Annotated in this window: 17 protein-coding genes and 4 pseudogenes; 6 read left to right on the forward strand and 15 right to left on the reverse strand. The window is 46.5% G+C overall.

Annotated elements, in window-relative coordinates:
- Window positions 1–13 precede the first annotated feature (13 nt).
- Window positions 14–268 (forward strand): hypothetical protein, encoded by a 255-nt coding sequence (locus tag JCM11217_RS15520; protein ID WP_243678881.1) that lies wholly within the window; start codon window positions 14–16, stop codon window positions 266–268.
- Between the two features lie 29 nt (window positions 269–297).
- Here JCM11217_RS15520 and JCM11217_RS08450 read toward each other — a convergent pair whose 3' ends face one another.
- From JCM11217_RS08450 to cysS, 4 genes and pseudogenes are all read right to left on the reverse strand, one after another.
- Entirely contained in the window at window positions 298–1,053 is a 756-nt protein-coding gene (locus JCM11217_RS08450) for an ATP-binding protein (RefSeq protein ID WP_243678883.1), read from the reverse strand.
- Window positions 1,043–1,399, reverse strand: coding sequence for a hypothetical protein (locus tag JCM11217_RS15525; RefSeq protein ID WP_243678885.1), 357 nt, complete (start codon window positions 1,397–1,399; stop codon window positions 1,043–1,045). The genes JCM11217_RS08450 and JCM11217_RS15525 overlap by 11 nt, the downstream gene beginning before the upstream one ends.
- A gap of 342 nt (window positions 1,400–1,741) precedes the next feature.
- A complete protein-coding gene (locus JCM11217_RS08455; protein WP_054842665.1) occupies window positions 1,742–2,218 on the reverse strand; it encodes a hypothetical protein in 477 nt (158 codons plus the stop codon).
- A 135-nt stretch (window positions 2,219–2,353) separates the two neighbouring features.
- Window positions 2,354–3,806 (reverse strand): annotated as a pseudogene (cysS, locus tag JCM11217_RS08460) (cysteine--tRNA ligase).
- Window positions 3,807–3,937: 131 nt separating this feature from the next.
- Between cysS and JCM11217_RS08465 the strand changes: the two are divergent.
- Window positions 3,938–4,519, forward strand: coding sequence for a hypothetical protein (locus JCM11217_RS08465; protein ID WP_243678887.1), 582 nt, complete (start codon window positions 3,938–3,940; stop codon window positions 4,517–4,519).
- Window positions 4,520–4,530: 11 nt separating this feature from the next.
- On the opposite strand, the pseudogene JCM11217_RS08470 reads toward JCM11217_RS08465, so the two are convergent.
- The 8 genes and pseudogenes from JCM11217_RS08470 to JCM11217_RS08505 form a co-directional block, all read right to left on the reverse strand.
- Window positions 4,531–6,310: pseudogene (locus JCM11217_RS08470) on the reverse strand (V-type ATP synthase subunit A).
- 95 nt (window positions 6,311–6,405) lie between these two features.
- Window positions 6,406–7,002: a V-type ATP synthase subunit E gene (locus JCM11217_RS08475; RefSeq protein WP_054842666.1), complete on the reverse strand. Its 597-nt coding sequence runs from the start codon at window positions 7,000–7,002 to the stop codon at window positions 6,406–6,408.
- Between the two features lie 14 nt (window positions 7,003–7,016).
- Complete coding sequence (locus JCM11217_RS08480; RefSeq protein WP_054842667.1) at window positions 7,017–7,265, reverse strand: ribonuclease P protein subunit; 249 nt, start codon at window positions 7,263–7,265, stop codon at window positions 7,017–7,019.
- Window positions 7,262–7,489, reverse strand: a complete 228-nt coding sequence (gene rpmC / locus JCM11217_RS08485) for a 50S ribosomal protein L29 (RefSeq protein WP_054842716.1) — start codon at window positions 7,487–7,489, stop codon at window positions 7,262–7,264. The genes JCM11217_RS08480 and rpmC overlap by 4 nt, the downstream gene beginning before the upstream one ends.
- Window positions 7,467–8,153, reverse strand: a complete 687-nt coding sequence (locus tag JCM11217_RS08490; RefSeq protein ID WP_054842668.1) for a 30S ribosomal protein S3 — start codon at window positions 8,151–8,153, stop codon at window positions 7,467–7,469. The genes rpmC and JCM11217_RS08490 overlap by 23 nt, the downstream gene beginning before the upstream one ends.
- A gap of 63 nt (window positions 8,154–8,216) precedes the next feature.
- A complete protein-coding gene (locus JCM11217_RS08495) occupies window positions 8,217–8,690 on the reverse strand; it encodes a Zn-ribbon domain-containing OB-fold protein (protein WP_243678889.1) in 474 nt (157 codons plus the stop codon).
- A complete protein-coding gene (locus JCM11217_RS08500) occupies window positions 8,690–9,121 on the reverse strand; it encodes a Zn-ribbon domain-containing OB-fold protein (protein ID WP_243678891.1) in 432 nt (143 codons plus the stop codon). Before JCM11217_RS08500 ends, JCM11217_RS08495 begins: the two co-directional genes overlap by 1 nt.
- A 229-nt stretch (window positions 9,122–9,350) precedes the next feature.
- Complete coding sequence (locus JCM11217_RS08505; protein WP_054842670.1) at window positions 9,351–9,896, reverse strand: hypothetical protein; 546 nt, start codon at window positions 9,894–9,896, stop codon at window positions 9,351–9,353.
- 55 nt (window positions 9,897–9,951) lie between these two features.
- Here JCM11217_RS08505 and JCM11217_RS08510 point away from each other — a divergent pair, with 55 nt between their 5' ends.
- From JCM11217_RS08510 to JCM11217_RS08520, 3 genes and pseudogenes are all read left to right on the forward strand, one after another.
- Complete coding sequence (locus tag JCM11217_RS08510; RefSeq protein WP_054842671.1) at window positions 9,952–10,347, forward strand: hypothetical protein; 396 nt, start codon at window positions 9,952–9,954, stop codon at window positions 10,345–10,347.
- 6 nt (window positions 10,348–10,353) lie between these two features.
- Window positions 10,354–10,892: pseudogene (locus JCM11217_RS08515) on the forward strand (CDP-2,3-bis-(O-geranylgeranyl)-sn-glycerol synthase).
- A 30-nt stretch (window positions 10,893–10,922) separates the two neighbouring features.
- A complete protein-coding gene (locus JCM11217_RS08520; protein ID WP_054842672.1) occupies window positions 10,923–11,234 on the forward strand; it encodes a V-type ATP synthase subunit F in 312 nt (103 codons plus the stop codon).
- Here JCM11217_RS08520 and JCM11217_RS15530 read toward each other — a convergent pair.
- The 3 genes and pseudogenes from JCM11217_RS15530 to JCM11217_RS08530 all read right to left on the reverse strand — a co-directional run bounded on the left by JCM11217_RS15530 (window position 11,231) and on the right by JCM11217_RS08530 (window position 13,560).
- On the reverse strand, window positions 11,231–11,539 hold the full coding sequence (locus JCM11217_RS15530) for a hypothetical protein (protein ID WP_243678893.1): 309 nt from the start codon (window positions 11,537–11,539) through the stop codon (window positions 11,231–11,233). The genes JCM11217_RS08520 and JCM11217_RS15530 overlap by 4 nt on opposite strands.
- Complete coding sequence (locus tag JCM11217_RS08525) at window positions 11,536–12,111, reverse strand: UbiA family prenyltransferase (RefSeq protein ID WP_243678894.1); 576 nt, start codon at window positions 12,109–12,111, stop codon at window positions 11,536–11,538. Before JCM11217_RS08525 ends, JCM11217_RS15530 begins: the two co-directional genes overlap by 4 nt.
- A gap of 40 nt (window positions 12,112–12,151) precedes the next feature.
- Window positions 12,152–13,560: pseudogene (locus JCM11217_RS08530) on the reverse strand (glutamate synthase-related protein).
- A 214-nt stretch (window positions 13,561–13,774) separates the two neighbouring features.
- Here JCM11217_RS08530 and JCM11217_RS08535 point away from each other — a divergent pair.
- On the forward strand, window positions 13,775–14,536 hold the full coding sequence (locus tag JCM11217_RS08535) for a DUF169 domain-containing protein (RefSeq protein WP_243678896.1): 762 nt from the start codon (window positions 13,775–13,777) through the stop codon (window positions 14,534–14,536).
- The last annotated feature ends 53 nt before the right edge of the window (window positions 14,537–14,589 follow it).

The following is a 14,589-nucleotide window of genomic DNA, read 5'->3' on the forward strand; positions in this document are numbered from 1 at the left end:
CATAATAGGCTCCGTGATAGGCACGGCACTGCTCATGGCCATAGTCAGCGCCTTCCCAAGCCCATCATCATTCATGAGACCAACCTTTGGACCAGGTAGGGTAGCCAGGGCCGCAGCCGCATCATCAATAATGTTACCCATAGTACTCACACCACTTGACTTCGCCGCAATATTCATACTGCCCATAGCAATAAACGTGATAGCCGCGTTAATACCGGCGATAAGAGCCATGAGAATACCGCCAGCTCAAACCCTCCGCTATGAATGAGACCGGTTGCTTACCAAGTCTAAAGCATGTCATAATTTAAGTACAGCCCTCCTAAGTATTGGGTCCGCAATTACGTACTCCTCATCGACTCTCTCCACAATGCCGTGATCCATCAACTCCCTGAGTAGTATGTAGAGTGACTTATCATTGATTGACTTACCCTCCGCAGCCTCAAGAGTCGCCTTCAACTCCTTCCAACTCCTTTTAACGAATAATTCCTTAAGTAATACTCTATACCTGGGACTCCTATTGGCTAGGAAGTTCCTGAGTTCATTAAGTGCCAGTGCCGTTGCTGACTCGAGGACTTCCTCGATGGATTGCTTACCCTCAATCACGTATTGGTGACCTATGTACGTCAACCAACCAATGACGCCATCAAGCTCATTCACAATACGCACGAGGAATTCATCAGCGGGCCTAATCCCATACTGCTCAAAGCCCCCCCTTCTCAGGAAGTCCAGGGACTCATCGGGGGGGCTGAGCCTCCTGGTGCTCACGAAGTGTATGTACCTGCCGAATAGCGGGGCCTCAGGATCATTAATCCTGAGGAACCTATACAATACCCCCCCAACCTCCGATCCCGACAGCAGGAATTTCACATACCTCAAATTATCGTATGCATACGCAAGTAACATGTTAAAGTCCACCCAAGTCACCTTACTCAGTTCCTGGGACTCATCAACAGCGATCACCACGGCCCTACCCAATTCAGTGCCTAGGTCATTAAGGGCATCGAGCAACTCACCAATACTTAGCCTACGGGATTCACCTAACCTAATCTCCACATGTATCGGCGATACCCCCAACCCTAATCCACCTAACCCTGGATATGGCGTCCCTAACCCTGTTAATTATTGACTTATTCCTGGCCAGGAAGTCCTCAAGCCCACGCCTAATCAACTCAATAAGATCGATCTGCCTAGGTCTTCCTGCAAACCTAACGTCGAGGTATACGTATGGGTAACCAACCTCATTAAGCGCAACCCTCATCAACGAGGTCTTACCAGTCCTCCTCAAGCCCCTGACGACTATTACCTTATCATTAATAATGCCGTTAATCAAATCCCTTAATTCAGTCTCGAAGTCGTATAAATCCTCCCTCCTACTCTTAGGCTCAAGATCAAATAGCATATACCAGTTACTTACCCTATAGGTAAGCTTATTAACTTAGCGTAAAGTAATCAGCATGCATTTATGGCAATTTCAACACCAACTATATGTGAGACCGTAAAAGCGTTATTGAGACGCTTAATCATGGGTATATTTTAAGGGGGGGATCGAACTCGGCATACCTAATGAGACAAACTAAGATTAAGCCCTGAGACGTCCTTAAGCTTCAGGTATAACCTACACTTCTGGGATTTACGAAAGGAGTTAAGTAATGGGTCTTAATCATGAATTAGCGCATGTGAAGAAATACATTTTGAGGAAATGAATAAGGTAATCTTGCTGTGATTGGGCATTACATTATAATCACTTCCTTGGCTTCAGTACCGCACCTAGTATCGCCAGTACCACGCCTATTATACCAATCACCAAGGCGAACAATATGAGCATGCCGCCAATTAGTAATGATGAGGTTATTGAGACACCAACAATACTATACTTAACCGTGACTGGTATTGAGTAATTATTCACTAGGTATAGGGTGCCCGTGCCTGAGAGCACGGTGTAAGCCACTACGTAATGCCCACTGGTGTACATGGTCTTAAGCACGCCAGGCATGCTTGTAAAAGTCTCAAGGGGGGGCTGATTAATCGAGTCCGTATAAACCACAGTCAACACCTCACCAGGGCTTGCAGTGCCTACAGTGACATTACCACCAGGGCTTAGCGTAACAGTCATCATCGTAGGCATCACTAGCCTAGAGACAACATAAGTACCAACAACATACATCACAACAGCCAACACAATTAAAACCACACCGGCTATCAACAAGCCCTTCCTCATATAGTATCTCGAGAATCACCTAACTAATAAGTATTGCTTCCGGAACTGAATAATTTTTGTAGAGTCATAACTTGGACCTGGAGAGTCGCTGTAGTTATATAATTACGGCGACTCTGCAAATCCAAAGCACGGCATTTAACCTAGTTGAGATAGCTTATCCCTATCGATGTACCAATACGTCTTATTACCGACATCGCTTATCACGACTCCGAGTCTCCCAAGTTCGTTCCTAATCTCATCGGCTATATCGAACATTTTCTTAGCCCTTAATTGAGCCCTGATCCTTATCAACGTATCTATCAGTGAGATGAGTGATGGTGGTAGCCTTGTCCTGTTTAATATTCCGAGAATGTTTGCCAAATCGCTGAAGGCTGTTAATGCATTGGTTAAGGCGTTCTTTGAGAAGTGCTGTGTGTTGTAGATTACTGTGGATGTAACGTATTTGGCGAAGTCCATGAGCGCCGCGACGGCGCCGCTGGTGTTTATGTCGTTGTTCATGGATTCCTCGAAGGAATTAACGAAGCCATTAACCCTACTTAGCAATTCAGTATCCTTGTCGCCCACGTCGGGGGGGCCTCATTTACGGCCTCGATGAGCATGTCATAAGCCGCGTATATACTCATTAATGAGTTCCTAACCTGATCTAGGGCGTCTGGGTCGAAGTCCATTGGCTTCCTATACTGGGTCATGGAGTAGTAAAGCCTCAGTACCTCACCGTCATACTTCCTCAATACATCCATAATAGGTATGATGTTACCGAGAGACTTACTCATTTTCTGACCCCTAATCGTCACCAACCCAACGTGTATCCAGTACCTAGCGAAGTAGTCGATTCCGAAGTAAACCCTGGCAATGGCGATCTCATTCTCGTGGTGCGGGAATATTAGGTCCTGCCCACCGCCATGTATGTCAAAGGGCACGCCAAGGTACTTACTGGACATGACCACGCACTCCAAGTGCCAGCCAGGCCTACCTGGGCTCCATGGGCTATTCCACCAGGGCTCACCCTCGCTCCATGACTTCCAAAGCGCGAAATCCAGCGGGTTTCTCTTACCAGGCTCGGGCTCAACCCTGGCGCCCGCTATCAACTCCTCGATCTTCTGCCCTGAGAACTCGCCATACCTAGCACCTTGGTTATGTCGAAGTACACGGAACCGTCGGGGGGGCTCACGTAGGCCAGGTTCTTACTCACTAACTCCTGGATCCACCTTAACATGTCGTTTATGTTCTCGGTAACCCTCGGATATGCATACGCCCTCTTTACGTATAGCCTATCCATTGCGTCAAAGAACTCCTTAATGTACCTACTGGGTACCTCATACCACCTATTAATTAAGTCACCACCAAACTCCTGCCTAGCCCTGTTAATTATCTTATCGTCAATGTCCGTGAAGTTAGTCACAAACCTAACCTCAACACCCAGGTACTCCAGGTACCTCCTGAATATGTCGTAAAACACGAATGTCCTCGCATGCCCAACGTGCATTGAGTCATACGGCGTTAACCCACACACGTATATCCTGGCCAAGCCAGGGCGTAGGAGGGTTATTCTCTCGAGGCTTTTCGAAGCCGTGTTGTAGGCAGTTATTGGTAATTCCTTGGAGTTCGTGTACATGCCCTTACTGGGCAAATGATGATCACCAGGCACAATTACTATAAGGATTAATAAGTATAACTCGGTGAAGGAAATTATTTTTACCTTAGGATGAATAATAACTAATGCAAATGAGTGCCGAGGAATTAACCGTGCTCTTAATGCTCAAGAGGTACGGGAGAATGGGTAGATACTCACTAAGCGCCATCTCCGGCATGGGGGGGGAGGGTGTCGTGAGGCGCGTACTAAATGAGCTTAAGAGCCAGGGAGCCATCAGGGTTATGAGGGGGGGTGGGGGGGCGGAGCTGACGAATAAGGGTGAGGAGTTACTCAATAACTTATTACGTGATTTGGGCATTGACGAGATAAGGGAGGTCACGAAGTTCTCCCAGGTATTTAAGTGCGAGTGTAGGAGGTGTTACGTGTCTGTGGTTAGTCGTAGTATCAATGAGGATTCCATTGTAAGGCTTAGGGACATTGCGATAAAGAATGGCTCTGATGCGGCGTTATTCCTAAAATACGTGTGCCCGCAAAATAGGTTCCTAATACTTAAGCTTAATAATTACCTGGATGAGTTGTCGCAGGAGGCTGTGAGTGAGTTGCAGGAATTGGGTGGTATTGGGTGTGATAAATACGTGATTGTTTTATGTGGGAACGAGAGTTACCAATTAATTAAGTCATTAATAAGTACGGTAATTAACATTTAAGGGTGTTTAACCTACGCGGTGGCTGCCATTGCCCTTTGAGTCTCGTACTGCTTAATTAGGTTGTCAATGGAATTTACTAACTCCTGCTCGTAGTCAATGAGCTTCTTATACTCCTCATTCTTAATCTCCATCCTAAGCCTAGCCAACCTCTTAACCGTATCCAACTCCCTAAGTGCTGAGGCTGGTACCCCCCCGCGGTTAATCGCCTCGAGCCCCCCCTTCCTATAGAACGTTATGATGAGCCTAAGAAGCCAGTACTGCTTTGGCGGTAAGGACCTAACATCAACTGGGTGATAAGCATCCTGCTTTAGGAAGCCCTCCCTAATTAGGAACGCTGCATTTAACAGGTGCTTCTCCTGCTCACTAAGCGCCTCGGTGCCGAGTATCCTCACGACCTCCTGAAGCTCAGCCTCCCTGGTCAGTATCCTCACGGCCTCGTCCCTAAGCTCCCTCCAGTCAGGAGCAACATTCTTTTGGTACCACTCAGCCACCGTATCAACGTACCTACTGAAGCCCATTAACCAATTAATGGCTGGGTAATGCCTTGAGTAGGCGAGCTTAGCATCTAACGGCCAGAAAGCCCCTATAAACCTAAGCGTATGGCTTGTGACGGGCTCTGTGAAGTCACCGCCAGGTGGTGAGACCGAGGCGGCTATCGTAACTGAACCCAACCTATTACCCTTACCAAGGGTTACAACCCTACCAGCTCTCATAAAACTCCGCCAACCTTGTTGGCAAATACGCCGGGAATCCCTCCTCACTGGGCATCTCGCCGATCCTCAGGGCAACCTCCCTCATCGCCTCAGCCCACCTACTCGTTGAGTCAGCCATTAGGAACGCATCATAACCCTGATCCCTGAAGTACTCGGCAATGGTGACGCCCATGTATATACTTGCCTCCCTAGCAGCCACGGGCATGTTGGATGTATTCACTATGATCGTTGTCCTCTCCATCAACGGCCTACCCGTGTTAGGGTCAACGAGCTTAAGCAAACCCTGTAGCGCATCCGCGGCCTCGTTTCCACGCTCACCACAGAGCACCGGGAACACTAACCTAGCCTCACTATACATTGCCAGCGTCCTTATTGTTACGGTCTTACCACTGCCGAATGGCCCAGGAATTGCGGCTGCGCCACCAATGGCTATTGGGAATAGGGTGTCTATGGTCCTAATACCCGTTATTAACGGCTCGACTGGCGGCAACTTCTCCTTAAATGGCCTTGGCCTCCTCACGGGCCACTTATGCCACATCTTAACCTTCACTGTGCCTTCCTTAGTCTCCACCTCGGCAATTACGTCATCAATTGTGTACTCGCCCTCGGGGGGGGCTACGTACTTAACAACACCGCCTACCCTATATATTGGTGGATAGAGGATCCTGTGCTCAACAAGTGGCGTTTCTGGGACAACACCGAGTATGTCGCCAACCTCAACCTCATCGCCAACCTTAACCTTTGGTATCCACTTCCACTTCTTATTGAAGTCCAGTGGTGGTGCCTTCTCATAATTAATACCCCTAGCTACGAAGGGCCTCTTTGTTAAGTCGAATATCAGCGATAATGGCCTCTGAACACCATCATAAACCCTATTTAGTATGCCGGGACCAAGCCACGCACTAAGTGGTTCACCAGTCCTTACTACGGGCTCACCGGGCTTTAATCCTGTCGTCTCCTCATAGACCTGTATGAAGGCCATGTCACCCTGAATCCTAACAACCTCGCCAAAGAGCCCTAGCTCACCGACGAAGACTAGCTCGTAAAGCAGTGCACCAGGTAATTCAGCCTTAACCACTGGTCCACTTATGTAGACGATCCTGCCCTTGCCAGATGACACGGTGCATGAGTTAAATTCTACATATTTAAAATTAATTCTACATAATTAATGGCTCAACTAGATGATGCCAGGTGCGCCAGCAGGGTCTTTATTTGATGCTCCATAAGCCTAAGCCTCGAATCCAATGTTGCGTCGACTCTGATGGACCCGTCGGCTGAGGAAATGATGACACCCAGTAAGTCCTCGTCTGTGGTGTTTATGATCGCGTTAAGGCCGAGTTCCGACACCAACTCCTTAGTAACATCCTCATCAGCCTTGCTCACCGTTATTACCAATTCCTGAGAACCGATTATTGATGTTGCCCATAAAATGGAGTTCCTAAGGAACTTCTTATAATCATTGGTGCCTCTCATGGAATTAATCCTCTCCTTAACTCTCCTAACAACCTCAGCATATGCCTCCTCAAGAATACCAAGCTTCTCCTTCTTTTCCCTCATCATCTCATCATAAAGCCTATACTCCCTCTCCATGTTCAGTTCCTTATCAATATTCTCAAGAGTACTTGAATACTTATCAATCACGGCCTTCACACCCTCGAGGAGCTCAGCCTCAGCCCTAAGCCTAACGTTATTACTCCACTCATTAATCTCGCTCTCAAGTCGAGCAATAATGCCATTAATTAATCGCTCAGTTAGTTCCTGCTCAGACACGTGGCAAGGTTATTTTACGTATTTAAAAGTTTTCCTTTCCCTCCCTTAAGAATGAGCTTACGCCCATTAATTAAGTACGTGCAGTTGTTAATATTCACATAGAACCAGCAATCCTCCTTAATTATAGTCTTTACGGAGCCTGTCGGCGTTAATACCTTGATCGTCTTAGCCGTCTCATCAACAACAATACCACTAATTCCATTCAAGGACCCGTTCCTACAATTAACGGTTTCCACAAACTTAAAAAGCAATGGCTTACTCATTCACCGGCCTTAACGGCCTTTTTAGCTTCCTCATTCATTATTGTTAATATCCTGGCAATGGCCCTCCTAATCGTCCTAACCCTGCCAGGGTTGTCCAGGGTACCACGCTCCCTCTGCGTCTGCAGCTTAAGCAGCTCGTTCCTTAAATCATTGAGCAGCTTAGCCCTATCCTCAGGCTTCATGTTCCTAATAGTCCTAGCGTTAAGTCTCTGCCTGCTCGCCACCCTCACCACCCTGTACCTGCTGTGCCTGGGCCTCGGCAGTTACCTCCCTACTCGGTGGTTTTATCTGGAACTCATCACTAAATCTAATTGGTGGCGTTATCCTAACCTCAATACCGTAAAGGCCCGGCTTAAGTAGTACCTGACCAACGAACTTCTGAACCTTGGTCCTCGAGTCATAACCATTCTTATAAATAACTCCATACACGTACTTCTCAAACCTTGACCTCTCACTCGTTAACTTGCCACTAATCGTGACCTCAGCACCCTTTGCGCCACCGTCCATTATTTGCCTAATGGCTATCATACCGGCCCTCCTGAACTTAACGCCCTTTGTCATTGCCCAGGCAATCCTATTGGCGATGATCTTGGGGTTAAGCTCTGGGTTCTGTATGGGTGTTACGTCGATTATTGGATTCTCAACCTCAAGCTTCTTACTGAGTAAATCCGTCAATTCCTTGACAATGACGCCCTTCCTACCGATTATCCTATTTGGTCTTTCAGCGTAAATTATAATCCTTGTGCCGAGCGGAGTCTTTAGTACGTCAGAGTCAACGTAGCCCTGCTTGGCCAGTCTGTAGTTTAGGAATTCCTTAACCATCCACTCCTTAATCTTATCCTGCAGTATCTTCTTATATACGGGAATCCTCCTCTGCGCTTGGCTCATTCGATTAAACCAACAACCCTATACCTATTTAAGATTTTTGTCATTCATTAGCCCTAGACGGGCTCAAAACCAACGATATCCGTTATGGAACCCCCCCCTCCTCTCATTCTCAGGCTTAAACACAGGCCTAACCTTAAGCCCAACCTTAACGTTACCTGGCTCAACATTGATTATGTAGTGAACAAGACCGCCAGTGACCCCCCCTGGGAACTCTATGAAGCCAATGATCACAGGCTTAGGCAGCTTGTTTCCGTAGGAGTCCTCGTAGACCACGGTGTAGGTCCTAACAACGCCCACAGGCGCTATCTCAACCAACTCCTTAATCTCGGCGAAGTCGTACTGACAAAAGGCCTTTGGGGGGGGCATTAGTAACCTACCACAAACTGGGCATTTACCAGCGAGCAATTTACCGGCCTTAATGCCCTCAAGGAACTTGGTACCTATTGGACCGGCTGTATACCTATAACCTTGCTCGATTGTATGGAGCCAATGCCTAATATCCCTATTAACACTTATCTTCTCGAAGGACATGCTCATCACCTCACGGGCTCGAAACACTCAATATCTAGTACAGAGCCCGTTCTTTGATCGGCAGGCTTCCACCGAGCCTTGACCCTCATACCGAATACTTTCATTGACTTAACATCCTCAGGGTCAACGCATAGGTAATGCATTATGCCGGGGAACCTATGCTCGCTGAACTCCTTGCCAGGTACATCAAGCTTAATCACACCAACAACCCTAGGCTCCTTAAGCGGTTCCCTCGTAGCGCTTATGTAACTAACCACCGCCGTGATTACCGTGCCCTCATCCTTAACCTCAACCCAACCATCCACAGGTTTGAAGCAATATGGGCAATACATCTTGGGCGGCACAAATATGTGGCCGCACTTGCTACAGTACGTGCCGTATATCTTACCATTCCTTAGACCATCTAGAAATTTGGAATAAGCCGTACCAGCAGTCACGCTGTACTGGAATGGTCTTGTCCACTCCTCATGTGGGTAGTTCTTAATATCGCTCTCCCTAATCGGTGTACCCCCCCTACCATAGTCTATACATTAATGAGGCTATATTTAAGAATCACCCTACCCTACCGCAAAAAGCCTTTAAGTATAAGTATTACATTGAGTTGGGTTAACACGTAGTGATGAGGAGGCATTTGGCTGATCAGTGAGTGAGCGCTGGAAATGCTGATTAATGAATTGAGAATGCACTCCTAACATGGTTAATTGCGTCATTTCTAATATCCATTATCCTTATGGGTAATTCATCCACCTTAACTCTACGATTCATCACTATTGTAGCCATAACACCAGCAATCATACTGGCATTACCGCCAACCCTCGCCTTAATACTGCGCATTAATACTGATAACTCCTGGTCAAGCTCCACTGCATCCGCATCAGTGATAAAGCCGTTATTCCTCAGGTAATTAATAAACCACGAGTACACGTTATCAAGGATGATCTCCCTCCTAATACCATACTTAGTACCGATGTCGTTAGCAATACCGTAAGGATCAAGCAGAAACACAACACCAACTATGGGTAACCCCCTCTTAATTGTATTGACTATGCAGGAGACCTTGCTACCCATTTCCCTAGTCATGTCTACAGTAGTTGGGTAACAACGCAGGAATAGCTCTGAGTATGCTTTATCGATTTCACCGGGTGAACCAGCTACGTAACCCACCGTACCCAAGTCCCACCTGGGCATTGCCAAGCCTATGACCCTATCCACTACCCTAGCTGGGTGTTAGAACTTAAAAAGTAAGAGGGTTAGGGTTCTCACGACTATGAGCGCTGTGGCTAGGGCATTGACTAAGATCGTGGTATGTCCACTATGTGATTACATGGGTGAGGATGTTAGTAAGGTAGTTGATGCAATAGCCAAGGCGTCACCAAGGCCCAGGCTGAAGTGCCCGAAGTGTGGTGCTGAGGTTGACGCGAACTCCTTCGTCACCCACATGCGCAGGCATGGCAGGGTTGGCGGTAAAACAATAACGTGCGACATATGCGGCGCTAAGTTAAATGGTGAGGGGGGGGCATTCCTTAGGCACATTAAGGAGCACTTGATAGTTTCGGTTAGGCGTAATGGGATGGATGTTTATTACTGTCTCGTGTGCGGTCAGGAATTCATAACGAAGAACTCCGCGATAACGCACCTAATCAAGAGACATAGCCTCGAGTGATTACGCGTGAGCTTACTCTGGGACTTCATAATTACGTTACTTATTATTTGGCCTCCGTACGTTGCCAATGCGACGCCCGTAGTTGCCAGTAAGGTGTTTAGGCGTAAGACGCCCATAGATCTTGGTAGGAATTTCATTGATGGGAGAAGGCTTTTTGGCGATGGGAAGACATATGAGGGCTTCATCACGGGTTTAATAACCGGCTTCGTAATTGGTGAGTTGACGTACATCATAGTGACCAGGGCTGTGAATATTGTCTCAGAACTCCCAAATCCATTGGCCGTATTTGTAATGTGCATTGCAGCACTACTGGGCGACTTACTCGGGGCGTTCATTAAGAGGAGATTTGGTCTACCCCGCGGAGCGCCGGCACCACTGCTTGATCAACTTGACTTCCTACTGGCGGCGTTGCTAGCCCTGTGGCTAATTCAGCCAAGTGTCCTAAGGGTTATTTACGTGGTTATTGCCGTGATAATAACGCCACCGATACACTTAGCCACGAATGCCATAGCCTACCTCCTAGGCTTAAGAGAGAGCCATGGTGATTATGTAATTAACTTTATAAATTCATCATAGTGTCTAAGAACGTGCGTGCAGTAGTGCTTGGTGATGAGCACACGGTATATACCTTTAAGTTACTTGGGTTTGAGGGTAGGGTCATTAATGAGAATGAGAACATATTGGCAATAATTAAGGAGTTGAGTGTTGAGGAGGGTGTTGGTGCGATATTAATAACGAGTAACCTCGTGGATAGAATTAGGGAGGATTTTGATAAGTTGAGGATGAGAATGAGGAAGCCCATGCTCATTGAAATACCGTCCCTCAGGGAAATGAAGTTCAAGGAGGTTAATTACCTAGCGATTCTTCGAAGTGTCCTTGGTATTTAATGAACAATAATTAGCAATGCAAATAGTAGATACGCAATTATCGTGACAGCCATAGCCCCCCCAAGGGACATCACCCTGAACCTACCCATGTAATCACTATTTCGCAGGAGCGATATCGATATATACGTAAGGATAGCATCCGTTATTAAGACACCCACCGATAGAGCTAGCCCATAGGGGTTTTGGAGCGCGTAAATAATTATTAATGGTGACATGAGGACTGCAACCAACGTGAATATTGCTGCGAGGATTATTGCGGTTTTAATACCGTAGGTATTGGCTACGGTCCTCACGCCAGCCCTCATGTCGCCGACAACGTCGATTGCGCCTTAACCAGTTCCCTACCCATGGTTGCTAGGAAGGAAACAATGAATAATAGGTATGGAAGATTAAGGGTTGGTATTGTGGATGAAACGGCGTAGAGTCCATATAGGAATGTTAATGATGATGTTATTGCCACGAAGACGTTGTTCACTATAATGACCCTCTTCAACCTATAATTGTAGGAGAAACCAAGCGCTATAGCCATTATTAATATTACGATGCTCCAAGCCACTAAATATCCCATGGCAATACCAAGTACATTTAATAATATAGCGATGACTACAGATAGTAATGATAATACCCAAGCCTCACTAATTGAAGCTTCACCACGTACGAGGGGGGGTGCGTCTGGCCTATTAATCCTGTCTTCCTCAATATTGTAAATGTCGTTTGTGGCGAAGAGGAATATTTCCGTAAGTAGTGATGATAGGAAGAGGAGTACCATTGCAATGGCACTCCTACCGCCAGCTATTACGTAGGATGCAATGACTATCAGGCTTGTCAGTATTCCATGCTCAATCCTAGAAAGCCTGATGAATGCCCTTAAATTCACGGTAACGCTAGAAATAACAGCCTTATTAAGTTAGACCGTATTAAAATGATGATGAGTAGACATACGGTATACCAAACATCTCGGCGACGTCCTTATCAATGGCAGCAACATCCTCTGTACTAACCTCCTTAATATCGTACTTGCCCAATGCGGATACCAACATCTGAATCTCCTCCTTAACAGCCTCTATGTAATTCAAAACCCCCTTCTCACCCTTAACCATCGCCGCTATGAGAAACGGCCTAGCCATATAAGCACCGCTGGCTCCCAGAGCCATGGCCTTAACCACGTGCGAACCATTATAGAGCCTACCCGCGAGTAGTAGCGATATGTCCATTATCCCCAGCCTTCTGGCGTCATGTATCTTCTTAAGGGCCACTATGGTTGGGTAGCCCAGGTCCTTCATGGCTACTGAAGGTGCCATTCCTGTACCACCCTCCTTACCATCAATCACGACAGCGTGAGCGCCCTCCTCATGGGCAATGCTAATGACCCTATCCACATCCCTATAGGGGCCGAGCTTAATCCAAATCCTCGCCCTTGGGTATGCCGTCTTCATGAACCTAATCATGCCCCCCCTAAGTATGTCCTCCGTGTATGTACCGGGCACTGAGTACCTGGTTATGAACTTATCCTTAACCTTCTCAGGATCCACCTCAAAGTGGTACTTTGCCTTAAGTCTAATTGCCTCCTCCTTCGGGATCTTAATTACACCGCCAAGACCAGGCTTGGCCCCCCCTGTCCCATCTTAATCTCGAAACCAACGAGGCCCTCCTCTATGTATGGCTCAACATCCTTATCACTATACACCTTATTCCAAAGCTCATCATACGCATCCTCCACATTTTGCTGGATAATAACCCCCCCACCGTACTTATCAACATTCGTTAAGTAAGCCATCAACCTCTCCTTAAAGCTTGGGTGACCCCCCCTTGTGTACCTCCTTGAATAGCCCCCCCTAACCGTGGCCACGTTCTCCCCCCCAATACCCATGACAATACCTGCCTTAGCCGCTGCCCTGGCAATCTCAAGGCTAAACTTACTGGCTATTGCCGTAGAACCCATTGAACCAACGACTATGGGCATGGAAACCTTAAAACCACCCAATGAACCTTCTAGATTCACGTCCATGAAAGTGGGCTCCCGAAGAAGCTCAGCCATCTTCTCAAGCCTTTTTGGCGTAAACGCTGGTGGTAATAATATTATTGAACTGTCTAGGGTCTTGAATCGAGGAAATCCCCCCCTCTTATCATAAACCCCCCCAGAGCCAAGCACTGCAGAGCCGTAGGTGGCTATCTCACCGAATGGGTAAACCGCATCACGGCCCTTAAGTGCCTTAAGTGCTATTTCATCAAATGGGTAATCATCGATGAACTCCCTGAGACCCCCCCTAATTGACGCCCAATAAGCCCTAAGCTTAACAAGCAATTTTGCAATTTCGAGAATCATTAACCACATGACACAGCATTGTTTTAAATACTTGCTCGTCAATATAACAAAGAATCTCCTGAATAAGTAGTTATAAGTAATGAGAAATCCTTAGTCAGATCATATTATTATTGATATGTCACTGCCATATTTTATTGATAAAAATACACTCATTAACTCATAATTACGGTATAATCCTATAATCCTTTTAAAGTAATATTCATAATAGAAGTTCATGGCATCAATCGATGAGGTTAGGCAGCAGGGCATTAAGTTAAAGGAGGTTCTTGGTTTAATGACGTGGCCAATAGGCATTAGGTTTTGTGGTAAGGGTGAGCAATGCAGCATTAGCGATTTCAAGAGGCCATATAAGGATCTCGGTATTAGGGTTGCGTTTTGCCAGGCTATAAACATGGTGAGGACTTACGGCTGGAAATTAGCAGTGGGGCTTGAGGACTCTTTCTGCATGATAGGCGCTGAGGCGCTTGGTTTAACTAAAACGGCGCTGGACTACATTGATAGGGACATACCGCAGTGGCATACATCGAGTAAGGAGACAATGAATAGCATAGTTACCACACTGCATTCAAGGTTTCTTGAACCCAACTCAACAGAGTTGGTCCTAATATCGCCACTTGATAAGATCGACTTTGAACCACATGTTGTTATTATTTATGGTATGCCTGCCCAAATAGCCACCATTGCCAAGGCATTGATTTGGAATGGCGTTATGCCAGGCGAGATTTCATATATTGGGTTGGCATCGTGTACGTTAATCCCATACTCACACAAGTATGGTAAGGTCCAGATAAACATACCTGGAACTGGAGAGTTAATACTAGGGAGGACTGAGAATTACGAGATCAGCATAATAATCCCAGCCAAGTACCTAAACCTGGTAATTCCAGGTATAAATGCGGTTAAGAGAATACACCCATACCCACTAGCTAAGTTCTCGCTTTATGAGCCAAGGTACCTAAGTGGTATGAGGAATTGACATTTGATTATTACAAGAACGTAGTTGGTTAACCATTTTACTTATATAAATAA

Source organism: Vulcanisaeta distributa JCM 11217 (assembly GCF_001316005.1).
Lineage (GTDB): Archaea > Thermoproteota > Thermoprotei > Thermoproteales > Thermocladiaceae > Vulcanisaeta > Vulcanisaeta distributa_B.

Coding starts and splice junctions, on each gene's coding strand:
- JCM11217_RS15525 (WP_243678885.1), bottom strand. CDS start 1,399: ATGCTATTTGATCTTGAGCCTAAGAGTAGGAGGGAGGATTTATACGAC.
- JCM11217_RS08455 (WP_054842665.1), bottom strand. CDS start 2,218: ATGAGGAAGGGCTTGTTGATAGCCGGTGTGGTTTTAATTGTGTTGGCT.
- JCM11217_RS08465 (WP_243678887.1), top strand. CDS start 3,938: ATGCAAATGAGTGCCGAGGAATTAACCGTGCTCTTAATGCTCAAGAGG.
- JCM11217_RS08480 (WP_054842667.1), bottom strand. CDS start 7,265: ATGAGTAAGCCATTGCTTTTTAAGTTTGTGGAAACCGTTAATTGTAGG.
- JCM11217_RS08490 (WP_054842668.1), bottom strand. CDS start 8,153: ATGAGCCAAGCGCAGAGGAGGATTCCCGTATATAAGAAGATACTGCAG.
- JCM11217_RS08495 (WP_243678889.1), bottom strand. CDS start 8,690: ATGAGCATGTCCTTCGAGAAGATAAGTGTTAATAGGGATATTAGGCAT.
- JCM11217_RS08510 (WP_054842671.1), top strand. CDS start 9,952: ATGAGCGCTGTGGCTAGGGCATTGACTAAGATCGTGGTATGTCCACTA.
- JCM11217_RS15530 (WP_243678893.1), bottom strand. CDS start 11,539: ATGAGGGCTGGCGTGAGGACCGTAGCCAATACCTACGGTATTAAAACC.
- JCM11217_RS08535 (WP_243678896.1), top strand. CDS start 13,775: ATGGCATCAATCGATGAGGTTAGGCAGCAGGGCATTAAGTTAAAGGAG.